General features: G+C 69.8%; 15 protein-coding genes, 1 tRNA gene and 1 pseudogene. 12 read left to right on the forward strand and 5 right to left on the reverse strand.

The window, feature by feature from the left end:
- Window positions 1-92 precede the first annotated feature (92 nt).
- Both OG828_RS31980 and OG828_RS31985 read left to right on the forward strand, forming a co-directional pair.
- The gene (locus tag OG828_RS31980; protein ID WP_328503101.1) at window positions 93-1,781 is read left to right on the forward strand and encodes a hypothetical protein; all 1,689 of its coding nucleotides are present in this window, start codon (window positions 93-95) and stop codon (window positions 1,779-1,781) included.
- 223 nt (window positions 1,782-2,004) lie between these two features.
- Complete coding sequence (locus OG828_RS31985; protein ID WP_328364331.1) at window positions 2,005-2,211, forward strand: hypothetical protein; 207 nt, start codon at window positions 2,005-2,007, stop codon at window positions 2,209-2,211.
- A gap of 268 nt (window positions 2,212-2,479) precedes the next feature.
- Here the strand turns inward: OG828_RS31985 and OG828_RS31990 are convergent, their stop codons facing one another.
- The 3 genes from OG828_RS31990 to OG828_RS32000 form a co-directional block, all read right to left on the reverse strand.
- A complete protein-coding gene (locus OG828_RS31990; protein WP_328440556.1) occupies window positions 2,480-2,749 on the reverse strand; it encodes a hypothetical protein in 270 nt (89 codons plus the stop codon).
- 77 nt (window positions 2,750-2,826) lie between these two features.
- Entirely contained in the window at window positions 2,827-4,359 is a 1,533-nt protein-coding gene (locus tag OG828_RS31995) for an MFS transporter (RefSeq protein ID WP_328503102.1), read from the reverse strand.
- Between the two features lie 432 nt (window positions 4,360-4,791).
- Window positions 4,792-5,610, reverse strand: a complete 819-nt coding sequence (locus OG828_RS32000) for an oxidoreductase (RefSeq protein WP_328503103.1) — start codon at window positions 5,608-5,610, stop codon at window positions 4,792-4,794.
- 375 nt (window positions 5,611-5,985) lie between these two features.
- On the opposite strand from OG828_RS32000, the gene OG828_RS32005 reads away from it, so the two are divergent.
- The gene (locus tag OG828_RS32005) at window positions 5,986-6,690 is read left to right on the forward strand and encodes a hypothetical protein (RefSeq protein WP_328503104.1); all 705 of its coding nucleotides are present in this window, start codon (window positions 5,986-5,988) and stop codon (window positions 6,688-6,690) included.
- A 99-nt stretch (window positions 6,691-6,789) separates the two neighbouring features.
- Window positions 6,790-7,100 (forward strand): annotated as a pseudogene (locus OG828_RS49635) (transposase); the annotation flags it as partial.
- Here the strand turns inward: OG828_RS49635 and OG828_RS32015 are convergent.
- A tRNA-Arg gene (locus OG828_RS32015) sits at window positions 7,054-7,129 on the reverse strand. The pseudogene OG828_RS49635 and the gene OG828_RS32015 sit on opposite strands and share 47 nt — an antisense overlap.
- Window positions 7,130-7,447: 318 nt before the next feature.
- On the opposite strand from OG828_RS32015, the gene OG828_RS32020 reads away from it, so the two are divergent.
- The 7 genes from OG828_RS32020 (at window position 7,448) to OG828_RS32050 (ending at window position 16,673) form a co-directional block, all read left to right on the forward strand.
- The gene (locus OG828_RS32020; protein WP_328503105.1) at window positions 7,448-9,055 is read left to right on the forward strand and encodes a dynamin family protein; all 1,608 of its coding nucleotides are present in this window, start codon (window positions 7,448-7,450) and stop codon (window positions 9,053-9,055) included.
- A 3-nt stretch (window positions 9,056-9,058) separates the two neighbouring features.
- The gene (locus OG828_RS32025) at window positions 9,059-11,311 is read left to right on the forward strand and encodes a GTP-binding protein (RefSeq protein ID WP_328503106.1); all 2,253 of its coding nucleotides are present in this window, start codon (window positions 9,059-9,061) and stop codon (window positions 11,309-11,311) included.
- Window positions 11,312-11,608: 297 nt separating this feature from the next.
- Window positions 11,609-12,085, forward strand: coding sequence for a single-stranded DNA-binding protein (locus OG828_RS32030; protein ID WP_328503107.1), 477 nt, complete (start codon window positions 11,609-11,611; stop codon window positions 12,083-12,085).
- Between the two features lie 260 nt (window positions 12,086-12,345).
- On the forward strand, window positions 12,346-13,758 hold the full coding sequence (locus OG828_RS32035) for a Cys-Gln thioester bond-forming surface protein (RefSeq protein WP_328503108.1): 1,413 nt from the start codon (window positions 12,346-12,348) through the stop codon (window positions 13,756-13,758).
- A 142-nt stretch (window positions 13,759-13,900) separates the two neighbouring features.
- A complete protein-coding gene (gene ettA, locus OG828_RS32040) occupies window positions 13,901-15,565 on the forward strand; it encodes an energy-dependent translational throttle protein EttA (RefSeq protein ID WP_328364349.1) in 1,665 nt (554 codons plus the stop codon).
- A 2-nt stretch (window positions 15,566-15,567) separates the two neighbouring features.
- Complete coding sequence (locus tag OG828_RS32045) at window positions 15,568-15,981, forward strand: acyl-CoA thioesterase (RefSeq protein WP_210576617.1); 414 nt, start codon at window positions 15,568-15,570, stop codon at window positions 15,979-15,981.
- Window positions 15,978-16,673, forward strand: a complete 696-nt coding sequence (locus tag OG828_RS32050) for a hypothetical protein (protein ID WP_328503109.1) — start codon at window positions 15,978-15,980, stop codon at window positions 16,671-16,673. The genes OG828_RS32045 and OG828_RS32050 overlap by 4 nt, the downstream gene beginning before the upstream one ends.
- Window positions 16,674-16,776: 103 nt before the next feature.
- Here the strand turns inward: OG828_RS32050 and OG828_RS32055 are convergent, their stop codons facing one another.
- Window positions 16,777-17,190, reverse strand: coding sequence for a globin (locus OG828_RS32055; protein WP_155056979.1), 414 nt, complete (start codon window positions 17,188-17,190; stop codon window positions 16,777-16,779).
- Between the two features lie 141 nt (window positions 17,191-17,331).
- On the opposite strand from OG828_RS32055, the gene OG828_RS32060 reads away from it, so the two are divergent.
- The gene (locus tag OG828_RS32060) at window positions 17,332-18,342 is read left to right on the forward strand and encodes a methyltransferase domain-containing protein (protein ID WP_328440619.1); all 1,011 of its coding nucleotides are present in this window, start codon (window positions 17,332-17,334) and stop codon (window positions 18,340-18,342) included.
- Window positions 18,343-18,374 lie beyond the last annotated feature (32 nt).

Here is an 18,374-nt window from a genome sequence, read left to right on the forward strand (position 1 = left end):
GTCGTGGGCCGATGGCAAGTGGTCGCGCCCGGCGATCCGAAAAGTTCTGAGAGGGCGGTATGCGATTCGGTAGGTGTTGTGGGCTGAACACCGTGAGCGAGCGCAAGCCCTACAAGACCGTCCTGTCCGACGAGCCGTGGGCGCTGATCGAGCCGGTGATCGCCGCGTGGAAGGCCGCGCGCCCCTCGGTCAGCGGCCCTCAGGGCCGGTACGAAGTGCGGGGAATCGTCAACGCGCTCCTCTGCCAGGGCCGCACCGCTGCCAGTGGGACCTGCTTCCGCACGACCTGCCGCCGCGCGGAGCGGTTAGCCGCCCGGCGGCCCCCGACCAGCCTGCCTACCCCAGTTGAAAGGCGGCTTACCTCACACGTGCGGCTGGCTGAGGGCTCGGTTGTCGTCGGGCATGCTTCGGCCATGGACATGCCCGACAACCTGTCCGAGTCCGAGCAGCGCCTCGTGGCGAGGGCCCGCCAGGAGATGGTGGTCGACTTCCGAACCGACGACGCTTACGGCCCCAACGAGGCGGAACAGTGGAGCGAGGAGCGTCGGGTCCGCGCCGTAGTGATCGCTGCCCTGGTGTCCGGCGCGGACTCGCTCAGCCGATTCACCCTGTGCGGGGTCAGGGTCTCCGGCGACCTCGACCTGGCCAACGCACGACTGCAGACCTCGCTCCTGTTCGAGCACTGCGTGTTCGACGGCAACCTGTTGCTGACGGAGGCAGCCACCCGCAGCGTCAGGCTGCGCGGCTGCTACCTCTCCCACATCAACGCGGCCCGTATCACTCTCGACGGGGAACTGGAGGTCGCGGGCTGCCGACTCGACAAGCTGTCGCTCTACGGAGCGCGAACGGGAGACGTGGAAATCTCCGGCTCGACGTTCACCTCCCCGAGCGTCGCGGTACAGGGTGATCTCGCCACGATCGACGGCGCCTTCTACTGCCACGACGCCGTCCTCGACGGACAATTACGGTTGCCCGGTGCTCACATCAAGGGCTGCGCGGAGCTGGACGGCTCCACCATCCGCCGCGGGGTCCTCGCCCGAGGCCTCGATGTCGAAAACGGCATGTACTGCCGCCTCGGGTACAACGCCGACCGTGCCGTGTGCGCAATCGAAGGCGATTTCGACCTACGTGGCGCAGGGATCAAGCGCGAACTGCGACTCGACAACACCCGCCTCACCGTGCTGGATCTACGCCAGGCACAGGTCGACAGCCTGTGTGACGACCCGGCGCACTGGCCACGGGAAACCAGGCTCGATGGTCTGCGATACGAGGACCTGGCGCCTCGCCTCCCCGCACCGGCACGACTCGACTGGCTCTCCCGCGGCCGGAACGACTACCGACCCCAGCCCCTCGAACAACTCGCGGCGCACTACCGGCGAATCGGCCACGACGAGGACGCCCGGCGTGTCCTGCTGCACAAGCAGCGCGAACGCCGCAGGACGCTCGCACCACCTGGCCGTACGTGGGGCCTGATCCAGGACCTGCTCGTCGGCTACGGATACCGACCATGGCTGGCCGGCCTCTGGCTGCTGGTGCTGCTGGCCGCGGGCACCGTGTTCTTCACGGCCACGCCTCCGAGCGCCGCCCGCGACAACCCGCCGCCCTTCTCGCCGGCTGCCTACACGTTGGATCTCCTGCTGCCGGCGGTGAACCTCGGCCAGGAGACCGCGTGGAGTCCGCATGGCCCGGGGCAGACCGTCGCCTACGGCCTGATCGTCGCCGGCTGGATCCTCGCCACCGCGGTGATCGCCGGCATCACGCGTCAGCTGGTCCGCCCTTGACGGTCACGAAGCCTGCCGATCGGCGTGATCGTGACCTGCTGGAGATTCACGTGTCTTGTCGGCTTGCGCTCGCTCACGGCGTTCCGCCCAGCACGCCCGAGGCCGCCGACCGGCTGGGATGCCGCAGTCCCAAGCGGTCGGACGGTCAGATCGACGAGCCTGGGCCCGGCAGCCCTCCGGTCGACGGTGTCGAAGAGGTGGAGGCCGTTGCGATCGTGGCCCTGTGATCCCGGAGCTGAGCATTGGCGGCTGCCAGCGCCGCCTTGCCGAAGCCGCGGAGATCTTGCGGCGACTGGACGCGGCGCCTCTGCTTGCCCGCACTCGCACGGTGGCTCATCACCTGGCCAACGTGTTCCCCGAGCTCGGCATCGTCTCGCGCGCCGACCTCGCGCGCATCGACTTCGGGGACGGGTTGCATCCGATCGGCTGACTGGCCGCCTTCGGGGAAGGACCGGGCGCCGCTGACGCCCAGCGCTGGGTAGAGCTTGTCGTCATTCACACCAGGTGCCCCACGATGGGAGCTGCGGGCTGGTTCGTACGACGAGGTGTTGCCGTACTTCAAACGCTCTCGGACATGCCCGAGCTGAGGCCGTCCAGCAGGAGGTCCCCGAGCTCGGAGATGAGTCCGAGCACCCCTTCCCCCCTGATCCCGTTGCCGCCGCCGTGAGGAGTCGGTCTGCCTTCATTTTCGGTCGGTCTCACAGTGCGCCCTTCAGCGCCCGTGCCTGCCGGCGCCAGAACTCCCGCGAGATTTCGGCCTTGGGAAACACGAGGTCGAAGCCGTGGAAGGCGCCGGGGATGACGTCGAGGTCGCAGGGGACGCCGCTGTCACTGAGCCGACGCGCGTACTCGGCGTCTTCGTCGTGGAAGAGAGGCCCGAATACGGTCAGCCCCGGCTCCGTCGCTCTCGGAGCCGGGGCTGACCCTGCATCGCGTACGGCGAGGCGTCCCCACCCCGCGCCGTACACGAAGTACGGGAAGTACCCCGAAGTGATCGCAGTGATCGCAGTACCCGAAGTACCGGGCGTACCCGGTGTACGGGCCGTCAGTGGGCCATCACGGGGATCTTCGCCTCATCCTCGGCACCCTCGCCGGAGGCCGGACCGACTTCCGGCTTGCCGGTGTTGATGAAGGTGAAGGCGATGGTCGCGGCGAGCACGAGGATGCCGACGGCGAACCAGATCGCGTTGGTGTACCCGTGCACCTGGCCCTCCAGCTGGACCAGCTGCTGCTGGGCCTGGGAACCGGCACCGCCGATGTGGTCCTTGATGTACGCGGTCGTCGCGGAGGCGGCGATGGTGTTCAGCAGGGCCGTACCAATCGCGCCGCCCACCTGCTGCGAGGTGTTGACCATCGCGGAGGCGACACCGGAGTCACGCGGCTCGACACCGTGCGTGGACAGGGAGAGGGCGGGCATGAACGCCGTACCCATGCCGAGACCGAGCAGCACCAGCCCCGGCAGGATGACACTGGCGTACGAGGTGCCGATCTCCAGCCGGGTGAGGATGAGCATGCCGGTCGCGGCGACCAGGAAGCCCGGAGCCATCAGCAGGCGCGGGGGAACCCGGGTCAGCAGGCGGGTGCCGATCTGCGTGGAGCCCACCATCAGGCCGCCGATCAACGGCAGGAAGGCGAGGCCGGTCTTGACCGGCGAGTAACCCAGCACGAGCTGCAGGTAGTAGGTCAGGAAGAGGAACAGGCCGAACAACGCGATGATCGCGAGGCCCAGGGAGAGGTAGACGCCTCCGCGGTTGCGCTCGGTGATGACGCGCAGCGGCAGCAGCGGGGCCTTGACCTTGGACTCGACGAGGACGAACGCGGCGAGCAGCACGACCGACGCGACGAACAGGCCGACGGTCGTGGAGTCGCCCCAGCCGTCGGACTCGGCGCGGGTGAAGGCGTAGACCAGCGTGACCAGACCGAGGATGGACAGGACGACGCCCGGGAGGTCGAGCGGCGAACGGTTGCGGCTGCCGGACGGTTCACGGATGACCAAGTACGCGCCCGCGGCCGCGATGACCGCGAACGGGATGTTGACGAAGAACGTCCAGCGCCAGTCGAGGTACTCGGTGAGCAGGCCGCCGAGGATGAAGCCCACGGCGCCGCCGCCACCGGCGATCGCACCGTAGATGCCGAACGCCTTGGCGCGCTCCTTGGGCTCCGTGAACATCACGGCGAGCAGGGAGAGCGCGGCGGGCGCGAGCAGCGCGCCGAAGGCACCCTGCAGGGCGCGGGCACCGAGCATCGTCGCCTCGTTCGTGGCCGCGCCGCCGAGGGCGGACGCGGCGGCGAAGCCGATCAGACCGGCGACGAAGGTGCGCTTGCGGCCCCACTTGTCCGCGATACGGCCGCCGAAGAGCAGCAGACCACCGAAGGCCAGGGCGTACGCCGTGATGACCCACTGGCGGTTGCCGTCGGATATGCCCAGGTCCTGCTGGGCGGAGGGCAGCGCGATGTTCACGATGGTCGCGTCGAGCACGACCATCAGCTGGGCGAGCGCGATGAATGTCAGCGCTTTCCAGCGGTTGGAATGGGAGTCGGCTGCCGCCTTGGCGGTGGCCTGAACTGTTTCAGACATGGGGATACCCACTTCGGGACTTCGGGACTTCGTGGCGAGACATCGAGACAGGGACTGGGACGGCTCGTCATCGTCGACGGCCGAAAGCGTTGTACGAGGTGATTACTGGTTACGACTACTGGCGGGCGCCGAGCGCCGAACCAATCGATATCGATCTGACCGACCGACCGGATCAGTCACGCTCGTCGCATGTCACGACTGCAGATGACGGTGCGCAGGCTGACGGCGGCCATCAGATCGCCGGACTCCACATCGGGGCGCAACTGCCCGGCCTCTCGGGCGCGCCGATCCGCTCGTCCGCAGCCATGTGCACGAAGCCGCTCAGTGCCCGACCATGCCGTCCCCGGCGACGTCCACGGGTACTCGGCTCCACCCACCTCGGGACAGTCCGCAGCCTCCACCGGTATCAGAGCAGTTCACTGTCTGCAGATCTCAGCCGGGAAGCTTGTTGCTCTTGCGGATCTGTCCGTCGAAGACCCCGGCGGGAAGGAATCGGTGCGCGGCGCTGACGAGCCGGGCTTGCCGGCCGGCGGTGTACCGCACCTTCGGCTTGGAGTCGGTGGCGGCCGCGACGATCGCCTTCGCGACGACGGCGGGGTCGTCGCCCTCCTGGTTGACCGCCAGCGCCACCTGGTCGGCGATGCGCCGCTGCTCCGCATAGATCTGCATGGGCATGTCGGGCGCGACGGTGTTCGCCTCGAACGCGGATTTGGTACCGCCCGGCTGGACGACAACGGCCCGGACCCCGTGTTCGCGGATCTCGTGGTCCAGGGATTCGGTGAACCCCTCGAGCGCGTGCTTGGACGCCGAGTAGTTGGCCATGTAGGGCGCAGGGAGGAACCCGAGGACGGACGAGATGTTGATGATGCGCCCGCTTCCCTGGGCGCGCATGTGCGGGAGAACGGCCTTGGTCATGCGCATCACACCGAAGACATTGGTGTTGAAGAGGCGCTCGGCCTGCGCGAGAGAGTTTTCCTCCCACGCGCCCGAGGAGCCGATGCCCGCGTTGTTGACGAGAACGTCGATCCGCCCGAACCGCTCGATCACCTGCTCCACCGCGGCAGCGACCGAATCGTCGCTGCCCACGTCGAGGGCGAGGAACGTCACGCCGTCGCGACGGTCGGCTCCCGACGTCTTCCGGCTCGTTCCCACCGTCTCGAAACCCGCTGCGGCGAGCGCGAGGGCAGCCGCCTTTCCGATACCGGTGGACGCACCTGTCACGAGTGCCACCGGTCGGTTTGTCGAAGTCATCACGAGCTCCCTCGGTTTTAAAGTACGTTCGTATGTCTTACGTTCGTACGACCATACGGGGGTCGTCGGCCGATGGCAAGTGGTCACGCCCGGACGATCCAGGAAAGATCTGAGCAAGGTCCGGAAAGCGCATACCGCCGGCGAGGGAGCGGATCAGCACCCGGTCGCCGGACCACCGGCCCACGAGTGCTCAGTAGCCGTCCCACTTGGGCTCCGCCGCCTGATCCGGCGCGAGTGCGGGATCGGAAGTGGGTGCGGCGAGCATCGGAGCCGGCGGGGGCCAGATTGAAGGCATGGCCGACGTCTTCCACCGTGCGTCATGGGGCTGGGAGGTGCCGCCCGGTCAGCGGATCCGGAGCAGGGCATTGTCCGGGTGTGCGCGGCGTGTACGTACTTCACGGCGATGCTGGGGTGGATGCCGAAGATGCCGAAGATGCGGACGAGGTGGACCGGGTCGGCGGTCGCCTGGGCCTTGTCCAGGATGCGGTCGGCCCGTACCTGCCGTGGCAGCAGCCCGATTTGGTCGAACGCGGCCCGCATCGCGCAGTAGCTGATCTGCGGGGAAGCCGGGTGCCGGTAGGACTGCGAAGTGATGAGCAGGTGCGGGTCGGTGGCCTGGGGCCAGTGGCGGCGGCGCTCGCGCGGCCAGTCGGCCATGAGGGCGGTGCTCAGATCGTCGAGGTGGACAACATGAGTGTGCTCGCCCCGGCGCACCGCCAGGGTCCGGCGGGCGAGGTCGTGGTCGGCCAGGTCGAGCCGGGCGACGACCTCTACGGCGCGCGCATCTGGGTGGGCCGCAGTGGCAGCGCCATCGGGGGCCCTCCGCCTTGCCGGCACCGACAGCATCGCCGCCGCACTTCGGGCCAAAGTGCCTTCGGCGCCTTCGCCCTCCTGGTCGTTCTTGCGGCCGCGTTCACTTGGATCGACGTACCGGGCGAGTTCGCGACTCCCACCCTCCTCGCTCGGCGGCGCTGCCGGTGTGTTGCTGCCACGGGCCCGGTGGCCTCACTGAGGGACATGTCGTCGGGCAGTGTCCGCTACGTTCAGTCGGCCTGTCCGGCTGGACGGCCGGCAAAGTGATCCCCAGCCCAGCGGGAGCGGCCGGAGAGTGGTTCTGGTGTCGCCTGATCGCGTGGGTAAAGCCGGAACGTTCCGGTCCGGTGCCGGTGGTCTGCTGGGATCGGTGGGACGAGTGAACGCAAGCCGTACCAGAGCGACTTGTCCGACGAGCAGTGGGCGTTGATCGAGCCGGTGCTCACGGCCTGGAAGAACCGGCACCGTTGCGTGAGCGGCCACCAGGGCCGCTATCCGATGCGGGAGATCGTGAACTCGATCCTCAACCAGTCCCGGACCGGCTGTCAGTGGGCCCTGAACTCCTGCGCTGCCAAGTGCGGGAGAGGGGTCGGCGGCGCTGGGCGGCCACCGGGGTCCCCGCGGTCTGGTTGGCGCCCCCGGCAGGACTCGAACCTGCGGCCAAGCGCTTAGAAGGCGCCTGCTCTATCCACTGAGCTACGGGGGCCGGTGGTGGCTTGTGTCGTGGTGCCCGGGCGGGGGCTGATCCGTGACATTGCCGGGGACAAGGATAGGGCTCCCCGATCCTTGTCCCTGTTGCTTCGCCTCCGTGGCTCGATGTGGAGGTTCGGTGAAGCGGTCCTGATAATCGCAGGCAGGTACGAATCGTGCACCGCTTTTGGCGCCTCACACCTCGGGTGTTGTGCACTCGTTATGCCTGGGCTTCGCCCTCGTCCCACTCGCCCCTTCCATCCCTTGTGTCCTGTCGGCGCGCAGACATGCTCATATGCTTCAGATATCCCCTAAAATTGGGCATTCTTCGCATGTGGTGACCTTGGACGTACGGCCTCAGCTGCTCGACGCACTCTCTGCCCTGCGCGACCGTGTCGCCGCCGCACGCTTCCCGCTGCCCCTGGCGGGGGCCCCGCGCGCGCGTGCCAACCGCGACGAACTGCTCGCTCAGCTCGACGATTACTTGGTGCCCCGGCTGAGAGAGCCTGAAGCGCCGCTGCTCGCCGTGGTGGGTGGATCCACCGGGGCTGGGAAGTCGACGCTGGTCAACTCCCTTGTGGGACGGCGGGTCAGCGAGGCGGGGGTGTTGCGCCCGACGACGCGGACTCCGGTGCTGGTGTGCAACCCGGAAGACCATCATTGGTTCAGCGGCATGCGGGTGCTGCCCGACCTCACGCGCGTGTGGATGCCCCATCAGGACCCCGGCGACGAGCTACTGCTGCCGGGCGACAACCCCGCGCGCGTGCTGCGGATCGAAACCGCCGACACCCTGCCGCGCGGGCTCGCCCTCCTCGACGCGCCCGACGTCGACTCCCTGGTGGCCGACAACCGGGTCCTCGCCGCGGAGCTGATCTGCGCCGCCGACATCTGGCTCATGGTCACCACGGCGGCCCGGTACGCCGACGCGGTGCCCTGGCACCTGCTGCGCACCGCCAAGGAGTACGACGTCACCCTGGTCACCGTCCTGGACCGGGTGCCCCACCAGGTCGTGTCCGAGGTGTCCCGGCAATACGCGGCGCTGCTCACCAAGGCCGGACTCGGCGACGTACCCCGGTTCACGGTGCCCGAACTGCCCGAGTCCGCCTGGGGCGGCGGGCTGCTGCCGTCCACCGCCGTGGCGCCGCTGCGGACCTGGCTCGTCCAGCAGGCGCAGGATCCGGCCGCCCGACAGCACTCGATGGCCCGTACGGCGTACGGCCTCCTGGAATCACTCCGGTCCCGGATGCCCGAGCTGGCCAGCGCCGCCGCCGCCCAGTACGCCGCCGCCCTGCGGCTCACCGCCGCCGTCGACTCGGCCTACGACAGCGAGTACGCGCGCGTGCGGGGTCGTTTGCAGGCGGGCGCCGTGCTGGCCGGCGACGCCCTGAAGCGGTGGCGTGCCTTCCCGCTCGACTGCTCCGCGGGCGAACTGCTCGATGCCCTTGTGGAGAGCCTTGCCGCCCTCCTGCTGTGCGCCGTCACCGCCGCCGACGAGCGCGTCGACGACGCCTGGCGGCGCGAACCCGCCTCCGGCGCTCCCGGGCTCACCGACCGCGATCCGTCGCTGGAGAGCGCCGAGCACCGGATCGGGATGGCCGTACGACGGTGGCGGCGGGAGCTCGAGGAGTTCGCCGAGGAAGAGGTACGCGACCTCGACCGGAGTGTCGCGCCCGATGCCGAGGTGGTCGCCGCCCTCGCCGCCACCACCCTGCTCGGCGGGCGCCGGGCGCGGTCCGGTGGTGAGGCACTCGCCAACCGGATCGGCCCCCACGGGGCGCTGCGGCTGCGCGACCGGGGCGGACGGCTGCTCGCGGACCACCTGGACCGGGTCATGCACACCGAACGCGAGCGCCGCCTCGCCCCGCTCGACGCACTCGACGTACACCCCGAACCTCAGGCCGAACTCATCGCCGCGCTGTCCGTACTGCAGAAGGAGAGGTGACCGGTGACCGCCATCACTGACCGGGACCACACCGAGCACACCGAACACGCCGAGCGCCCGGAGGGCGTGGCCCCCGAGGACGCGCGCGTCGAAATCGAGCTCCCTGAAGAGCGCGATTCCAGAAACAGCATCCCTGGGGACAGACCGAGCAGGGAGAGCACGTCCGGAGACCTCGGGGAGGGTTCTGACGGGGAGAGTGCGTCCATGGGCAGCGGGTTCTTTGATGCAGAAGCAGAAGGCGACCTCGACGAGCACGCGCGCGTGGGGGACGGGAGCGGCGGATTCGGGCGTACGGAGGAGGCCGGGCGCGGAGAGTCCGGGCGTGGGGAGACCGGGCGTGGCGAGACCGGGGCTGCCGGGCCCACGGAGGCCGGGCGGGATGACTCCGGCCGCGCTGACTCCGGGCATGGTGAATCCGGTCGTACGGAGTCCGGTCGTACGGAGTGCGGTCGTACCGAATCCGGTCGTACCGAATCCGGTCGTACCGAATCCGGTCGTACCGAATCCGGTCGTACCGAATCCGGCCCTGCGGAGTCCGGCGGTACCGAATCCGTCAGCCCCTGGGACGACGGGCTGATCGCACGGCGGGTCGACGAGACCGCTGCCCCTGAGCCGGTCGCCATCGTGGAGAGCAGGCGTCCCGGACCGCAGACCGTGGCGCCGCTGGCGTACGACGGGCCGCTGCGGTCGCGGCTGGACGCGCTGCGCGAACTGGTGGGGCTGTCCCGGACGCGGCTCGACAGCAAGACGCTGGCCGAGGCAGGGCGCGTCCTCGACGAGGCGGCGGCGCGGCGCAGGCTCTCCGGGCAGCACACCGTCGTGGCGATCGCGGGCGCCACCGGCAGCGGAAAGTCGCAGCTGTTCAACGTGCTCGCCGGAGTGAACATCTCGGAGACCGGGGTGCGTCGGCCCACCACCGCCGCCCCCATCGCGTGCAGCTGGAGCGACGGCGCCTCGTCCCTCATCGACCGGCTCGGCATTCCGGGACGGCTGCGGCGGCGCCCGGTGCAGAACCCGGACACGGAGGCCGAGCTGCGCGGGCTCGTCCTGGTCGACCTGCCCGACCACGACTCGGCCGCCGTACAGCACCGCGAGCAGGTGGAGCGGGTCCTGGCGCTCGTCGACGCGGTCATCTGGGTGGTCGATCCCGAGAAGTACGCCGACGCCGTGCTGCATGAGCGCTATCTGCGGCCGATGGCGGGACATGCGGAGATCATGTTCGTGGTCCTCAACCAGATCGACCGGCTTCCCGGGGAGGCCACCGACCAGGTCCTCGACGACCTGCGGCGGCTGCTCGACGAGGACGGCATCGCCCTGGGGGAGTACGGCGAGCCGGGCGCGACCGTGCTCGCGCTGTCCGCGCTCACCGGGGACGGGGTCGGGGAACTGCGGGAGGCGCTCGGCGAGTTCGTGGCGGAACGCGGGGCAGCGGCACGTCGGATCGCGGCCGACGTGGACGCCGCGGCCTGGCGGCTGCGGCCCGTCTACGCCACGGGGCGGCGCAGCGGGCTCAGCGAGGACGCACGGGAGGAGTTTTCCGCGCGACTCGCGGACGCGGTGGGCGCGACCGCCGCCGGTGAAGCCGCCGAACGCGCGTGGCTGCGCAACGCGGGTCGCGCGTGCGGCACGCCCTGGCTGCGGCTGTGGGGGTGGTTCAACGACCGGCGCGAACCGCCCACCGGGCGCCTGTCGTCGCGTACGCACAACGACGAGGAGGTCACGGCCCGGCAGCGTGTCGAGCAGGCCGTGCGGGCGGTGTCCGACCGCGCCTCGGCGGGGCTGCCCGCGCCCTGGGCGCAGGCGGTGCGGGAGGCGGCCGTACGGGGGGCTCAGGGGCTGCCCGAGGCGCTGGACGAGCTGGCCGCGCGGGCCGGACTGCCTCCGGGGCGACCGCCGCGGCCGGGCTGGTGGCCGGTGGCTGTGCTGGCGCAGGCCGCCATGACGATCCTTCAGGTCGTCGGCGGGGTCTGGCTGACGGGACAGATCTTTCAGGTCATGGCGCCGAACCTGGGCGTGCCGGTGCTGCTGATGGTGGCGGGCATCGTGGGCGGTCCGCTCGTCGAATGGAGTTGCAAGCTCGCGGCGCGGGGACCGGCACGGCGGTACGGGCTGGAGGCGGAGCGGCGATTGCGCGAGGCCGCTGCCGGGTGCGGGCGGGCGCGTGTGCTGGATCCGGTGGCGGCGGAACTGCTGCGATATCGGGAGGTGCGGGAGCAGTACGGCAGGGTGCTGGGGGCGGAGGCCGTGGTGAGGTGAGGGGCGCGGAGACCGTGGTGAGGCGAGGGCGCGGGGCCGTGTTGAGGTGAGGGCGCGGGGGCTCGGGCGCCCGTTCGGGTGACGGAGTTTTCCACAGGCGGTCGGTGGTCCACAGCGCTCAGCGGGCTCGGCCCGGCGGAGGCAGTCTGGCTCTGCGGCGATCGCGGCGGACGCGGTGGTCGCGGACGCGGCGACGTACCTGGTGTACCGGGTCGTCGCGGCAGACGCAGCCGTACGGGACGGGCCCGTCGGCGTATCCGCCCGGGGTGAACCGCTCGGGGCGAGGGAGGGGTCGTGATGAACGAGACGATGGTCTGCGCGGTGGGAAACGTGGCGACGCAGCCGGTGTACCGGGAGCTGGCGTCGGGCGGTTCGGCGAGGTTCCGGCTGGCGGTGACCGCGCGGTATTTGGACCGCGAGAAGAACACCTGGACCGACGGGCACACCAACTTCTTCACGGTGTGGGCCAATCGGCAACTGGCCACGAATGTGGCGTCGTCGCTGTCGGTGGGCGACCCGGTCATCGTGCAGGGCAGGCTGAAGGTGCGTTCGGACGTACGTGAGGGACAGAGCTGGACGTCGGCCGACATCGACGCGGTCGCGATCGGGCACGACCTCTCACGGGGGACATCGGTCTTCCGGCGCCCGAACAAGCCGGACATGGGGGCGGCCGGGGCGGCACCCGTGCAGTCGGAGCCCAGTTGGGAGACGCCGCCCGGGGACAGGGTCGGCGCAGAAGCTCAACGGGAGCCGGAACCCGTGGCGGTGACGTGATGTCACCTTCGCCCTGAGCCGACTGAACTACGGCTTATCGGCGAATGCGCACCGCACCACCGCGGTGGATTTGTCGGTAAGCCCTGCTCACAAGCGGTCTTGGCGATAACGATTCCGAGTCGGATCGGCTGTCCGACGTTATCCCCGGGAGGCGTGGTGCGCCACGTCCCTAGGATGCGGGACGTAGCTCTCGGGGCTTCTGATGCTGCTGGTGGGACCGCACCCCCCACGTCAACGGGTCCTGCTCGAAGGGGAATTCTGTGTTTTCTTCGTTCTCTGCGCCGTCCGCGCGCGGGCGAGGGGCAGTCCGCCTCGCCGTGGCGACGTCGGTGTCCGGGCTCGCGGCCGTCACCGCTGTGATGGCAGGGGCCGGCACGGCCGTCGCGGACGGGACGGCGCAGAACCAGGGCGGTGCGACCGCGACCATAGGCGGCCTGAAGACGTACGGCGCGGCCGTGATCCACGACGCGGCCGGGGACCAGGAGCTGTCGGCCGGCCTGTTCGAGATGTCCGTCGAGGGCGGCGGCATGCTGCAGACGTACTGCGTCGACATCCGCAACCCCACACAGAAGGACGCCAAGTACCACGAGACGCCCTGGAGCGGTACGTCCCTGGGCGTCAACAAGGACGCGGGCAAGATCCGCTGGATCCTGCAGAACTCCTACCCGCAGGTGAACGACCTCGCGGCGCTCGCCACCAAGGCCGGCGTCAAGGGCGGCCTCACCGAGCAGGACGCGGCGGCCGGCACCCAGGTGGCCATCTGGCGCCACTCGGACGACGTGGACGTCGATGCCGTCGACCCGCAGGCCGAGAAGCTCGCGGACTACCTCGAGAAGAACGCCCGCGACGTGGCGGAGCCGAAGGCGTCGCTGACCCTGGACCCGCCCGCGGTCTCCGGCCGCTCCGGCGAGCGGCTCGGCCCGGTGACGGTGCACACCAACGCGGAATCCGTGACGGTGACACCGCCTGCCGACTCCGCCACGAGCGGGGTGACGATCGTCGACGGGGACGGCAAGGCCGTCACCTCCGCCGCCGACGGCAGCCAGGTGTTCTTCGAGGTCCCCGAGGACGCCGCAGCCGGATCGGCCGAGCTGACCGTGCAGGCCTCGACCACCGTGCCGGTCGGCCGCGCCTTCGCCTCCGAGAGCCGCAGCCAGACGCAGATCCTGGCCGGCTCCAGCGAGTCCACGGTCTCGGCGACGGCGAGCGCGACCTGGGCGGAGCAGGGCCCGATACCCGCACTGTCCGCGGTGAAGAACTGCGCCGCGGGCGGCGTGGACCTCACCGCGGCCAACAAGGGCGACCAGGACTTCACCTTCAAGCTGATGGGCATCGAGCACACCATCGCCGCCGGCGAGTCCCGGACGGTGACGATCCCCCTGCAGGAGGACCAGGCGTACGACTTCACCATCGAGGCGCCGGGCGGCTTCCAGAAGCGGTTCACCGGCGTCCTCGACTGCCGGACAAAGGGCAGCGACACCGGCGACTCGACCCAGATCCTCACCGAGCCGAGCCCCGCCACGGTCGGCGGCACCACCCCCGACACCAACCTCGCCGAAACCGGCAGCTCCGGTGCGACCCCCGTAATCGGCGGCACCGCCATCGCCCTCGTCGTGATCGGCGGCGGCGTCCTGGTCCTCGTACGGAACAAGAAGACGCCTGGACAGGGCTGAGCGGCACGGATGCTTGACAACTCGATAGCGAATCCCCAGGTCAGAGCCCCCCGGCCATACCCGTTTCCCCCGAGGGGTGGCGGTCGGGCAAGATGGGGTGTATCTGCCCACTGCCAGAATTCAAGCTGCCGGACGGTTTCTCTTGGCTGAGTACATCTACACCATGCGCAAGACGCGTAAGGCGCACGGCGACAAGGTGATCCTTGACGACGTGACGCTGAGCTTCCTGCCCGGCGCGAAGATCGGTGTGGTCGGTCCGAACGGTGCCGGTAAGTCCACCGTTCTCAAGATCATGGCCGGACTGGAGCAGCCGTCGAACGGCGATGCCTTCCTGTCGCCCGGCTACTCCGTCGGCATGCTCCTCCAGGAGCCGCCGCTGGACGAGTCCAAGACGGTCCTGGAGAACGTGCAGGACGGCGCCGCCGAGATCATGGGCAAGCTCAAGCGTTTCAACGAGGTCGCCGAGCTCATGGCGACCGACTACTCGGACGCGCTCATGGAGGAAATGGGCAAGCTCCAGGACGACCTGGACCACGCCAACGCGTGGGACCTGGACACGCAGCTGGAGCAGGCCATGGACGCCCTGGGCTGCCCGCCCGGCGACTGGCCCGTCACCAACCTCTCCGGTGGTGAGCGGCGTCGTGTGGCGCTGTGCAAGCTGCTGCTCGAGGCCCCCGACCTGCTGCTGCTCGACGAGCCCACCAACCACCTGGACGCCGAGTCCGTGCAGTGGCTGGAGCAGCACCTCGCGAAGTACGCGGGCACCGTCGTCGCCGTGACCCACGACAGGTACTTCCTCGACAACGTCGCCGAGTGGATCCTCGAGCTGGACCGCGGCCGCGCCCACCCGTACGAGGGCAACTACTCCACGTACCTCGACAAGAAGGCCTCCCGCCTCAAGGTCGAGGGTCAGAAGGACGCCAAGCGGGCCAAGCGGCTCAAGGAAGAGCTCGAGTGGGTGCGCTCCAACGCCAAGGGGCGTCAGGCCAAGTCCAAGGCGCGGCTCACCCGTTACGAGGAGATGGCCGCCGAGGCGGACAAGATGCGGAAGCTGGACTTCGAGGAGATCCAGATCCCGCCGGGCCCGCGTCTGGGCAATGTCGTGGTCGAGGTCAACAACCTCTCCAAGGCGTTCGGTGAGAAGGTCCTCATCGACGACCTGTCCTTCACCCTGCCGCGCAACGGCATCGTCGGGATCATCGGGCCCAACGGCGCCGGCAAGACCACGCTCTTCAAGATGATCCAGGGTCTGGAGGATCCGGACTCCGGCAGCATCAAGGTCGGCGACACCGTCAAGATCTCGTACGTCGACCAGAGCCGCGAGAACATCGACCCGCAGAAGTCGCTGTGGGCCGTCGTGAGTGACGAGCTCGACTACATCAATGTGGGCCAGGTGGAGATGCCCTCGCGGGCGTACGTCTCCGCGTTCGGCTTCAAGGGTCCCGACCAGCAGAAGCCGGCCGGCGTCCTCTCCGGCGGTGAGCGCAACCGGCTGAACCTCGCGCTCACCCTCAAGCAGGGCGGCAACCTGCTGCTCCTCGACGAGCCGACGAACGACCTCGACGTCGAGACCCTGTCCAGCCTCGAGAACGCGCTGCTCGAGTTCCCGGGCGCGGCCGTGGTCGTCTCCCACGACCGGTGGTTCCTGGACCGGGTCGCCACGCACATCCTCGCCTACGAGGGTGACTCCAAGTGGTTCTGGTTCGAGGGCAACTTCGAGTCGTACGAGAAGAACAAGATCGAGCGGCTCGGCCCGGACGCCGCCCGTCCGCACCGCGCCACCTACAAGAAGCTGACCCGGGGCTGATCTTGCGGCACATCTACCGCTGCCCACTGCGCTGGGCGGACATGGACGCGTACGGCCACATCAACAACGTGGTCTTCCTCCGCTATCTGGAGGAGGCGCGTATCGACTTCCTGTTCCGCCCGGAGAAGGACTTCAAGCAGGGGTCGGTGGTGGCACGCCATGAGATCGACTACAAGCGGCAGCTCGTCCACCGGCACACGCCCGTGGACATCGAGCTGTGGATCACCCAGATCAGGGCGGCTTCCTTCACCATCACCTACGAGGTCAAGGACCCGGACCAGGTCTATGTCCGGGCCTCGACGGTGATAGTGCCGTTCGACTTCGAGGCGCAGCGTCCCCGTCGGCTCACGGCGGAGGAACGGGAATTCCTCGCGGAGTACAGGGATGACGACGAGGAGGAGGCCGTCGCCGCATGACGGTGCTCCACCTCGCCGACGAGGGGGAGGCGGCGGACCTCGCGGCCTTCCTCTCCCGGCTGCTCCACTACGACCGTGGAGCCGCGGTGCGCCTGCAGGCGGCCGGCACCGCGCTCGCCGTCTTCGGGCGGCCGCCGTCCTTCGAGGTGCTGGCGATCCGTGCGGTACGGCTCGCCAAGCCGTACGAGAACGGGCTCGACGTCACGCTGGACGTGACCGTCTCCGCGGGTGAGCTGCTGGAGGCCTTGGACGAGCCGGCGGCCACCGCTGCCGTCCCGGCCGAGGTCACCGGGCCCCCGTGGGCCGGGGTGCTGCCGCCGCGTCGCGGGTGGCGGCCCGAGCCGGGCCTGCCGGCACCGGACGCCCTGCGGGCCATGGTCCGGGCGGGGGTCGCCGAATTCCGGTCCCGTACGCAGGAGTTGACGCCGGAGGAGCGTACGCGGGCCGCACTCGACCGGATCGGGCGGGAGATCTGGTCCCGGTCGGTCGGGGACACGCATCTGCCGGTGCGGGCCGTGCACGCGGCCCAGTCACTGGGCTTTCTTCGCGTACGACAGGACACGCACGCGTCCGACGAGCCGCAGCTCGCGCTGTTCTCGTCGGGCGCCTGGCTCAGGCTGCGCACGCCGTACGGGTCGATCGCCGTACGCAGGGCGGGGCTTGGGGCGTTGGACGTCAGCGTGTCCCGCTGAGCGCGCCAGCGCTCCGCTGGAAGGCCGGTGCGTCGGCTGCTGGTTCGTTGTGGCTGGTCGCGCAGTTCCCCGCGCCCCTGCGGGGCGCAGACACCGGAGGCGGTCAGCCCGGTGTGTTCACCATCGACGCCGCCGCGTAGGTCAGGTAGTTCCACAGGGTGCGCTCGTGTTCCTCGGAGAGGCCGAGGTCGTCGACGGCGTCGCGCATGTGCTTCAGCCAGGCGTCGTGGGCCGCGCGGTCGACGGTGAAGGGGACGTGGCGCATGCGCAGACGCGGGTGGCCGCGGTTGTCGCTGTATGTCGTCGGGCCGCCCCAGTACTGGATCAGGAAGAGGGTGAGGCGCTCCTCGGCCGGGCCCAGGTCCTCCTCGGGGTACATCGGCCGCAGGATCGGGTCCTCGGCGACTCCCTCGTAGAAACGGTGGACCAGTCGGCGGAAGGTCTCCTCCCCGCCGACCTGCTCGTAGAAGGTCTGCTCCTGAAGCGTGCCGCGCCGAATCTCTTTCACATCACCCATGGTCTCAGACGGGGAGGACCAGGACTCAAGGCTTAGGACCACCGTCCCGACTGGTGGATCCCCATCCGTGCTGACTGGTCGATTCCGGTTCGACCGGTATGGGTGCTCGCCTCTCGGGCCGTCCCGCAGGAAAGTGGACGTATGGGTGCGCACGCTCTCGACAACGGACTCGACGACCTCGCCGCGTCGGCGCGGGCCGCGCTGGTGCGCGAGATCGAGCTGAGCGGGGCCTGGGCGGGGGATCCGGTGTGGCGGGAGGCGTTCGAGGCGGTGCCGCGTCACCTCTTCGTGCCGTACTACTACGTCGGCGTCGTCGGCGGCTATGAACGCCGGTGGGGTGAGAGCCCCGACCCGCGTACGCGCGAACGCTGGATGCGCGGGGCGTACGCCGATGCCCCGCTGGCCACCCGGCTGCGCGACGGCGAGCTGGTCTCCTCCAGCAGCCAGCCCTCGCTCATGGCGATCATGCTGGTGGAACTGCGGGTGGAGGACGGCAACCGGGTCCTGGAGATCGGCGCGGGCACCGGCTACAACGCCGCCCTGCTGGCCCACCGGCTCGGCGACGACAACCTGGTCACCACGGTCGACCTGGAACCGGAGATCACCGAGTCGGCCCGCCGGCACCTGGCCGCCGCCGGCTACCACCCGGCCGTCGTCACCGGCGACGGAGCGCGCGGGGTGCCGGAACGCGCCCCCTTCGACCGGGTCATCGCGACCTGCACCCTGACCTCGATCCCGTGCGCCTGGCTCGCCCAGTGCAATCCCGGCGCCCGCATCCTGACACCGCTGGCCACCGGCCTGATCGCGCTGGAGGTGCGGGACGCCGGGCACGCCGAGGGGCGGTTCCTGCACACGCCCGCCTACTTCGTGCCGCTGCGCGGATCGGCCAGGCCCGACGCGGAACCGGCGCACCTCGGCGGCGTACCGCGCCGGGCCCGGGAGCACGAGCTGTTCCGCTTCCTGCTGGCGCTGAGCCGCGGCAGCCTCGAACCGCAGGAGGCGTACGCACTGTGGGAGCGCGAGGGGCAGCCGCAGCGGGAGCGTTACGGGGTGACGGTCAGCGGCGAGCACGAGTGGGCCTGGCTGGACGACCCGGAGGGGCCGTACGCCTGGCCCCTCCCGAACGACCGGCCACGCCTGCTGACCGAGTGAGCGAAGTCACCGAGTGAGCGGAAGCCACCGAG

The organism is Streptomyces sp. NBC_00457, from assembly GCF_036014015.1.
Classification (GTDB): domain Bacteria; phylum Actinomycetota; class Actinomycetes; order Streptomycetales; family Streptomycetaceae; genus Streptomyces.

Bases quoted from the DNA above. Each gene is read 5' to 3' on its own strand.
- OG828_RS32060 (WP_328440619.1), top strand. From the start codon at position 17,332: ATGGGTGCGCACGCTCTCGACAACGGACTCGACGACCTCGCCGCGTCG.
- OG828_RS32050 (WP_328503109.1), top strand. From the start codon at position 15,978: ATGACGGTGCTCCACCTCGCCGACGAGGGGGAGGCGGCGGACCTCGCG.
- OG828_RS31995 (WP_328503102.1), bottom strand. From the start codon at position 4,359: ATGTCTGAAACAGTTCAGGCCACCGCCAAGGCGGCAGCCGACTCCCAT.
- OG828_RS32055 (WP_155056979.1), bottom strand. From the start codon at position 17,190: ATGGGTGATGTGAAAGAGATTCGGCGCGGCACGCTTCAGGAGCAGACC.
- OG828_RS32030 (WP_328503107.1), top strand. From the start codon at position 11,609: ATGAACGAGACGATGGTCTGCGCGGTGGGAAACGTGGCGACGCAGCCG.
- OG828_RS32000 (WP_328503103.1), bottom strand. From the start codon at position 5,610: ATGACTTCGACAAACCGACCGGTGGCACTCGTGACAGGTGCGTCCACC.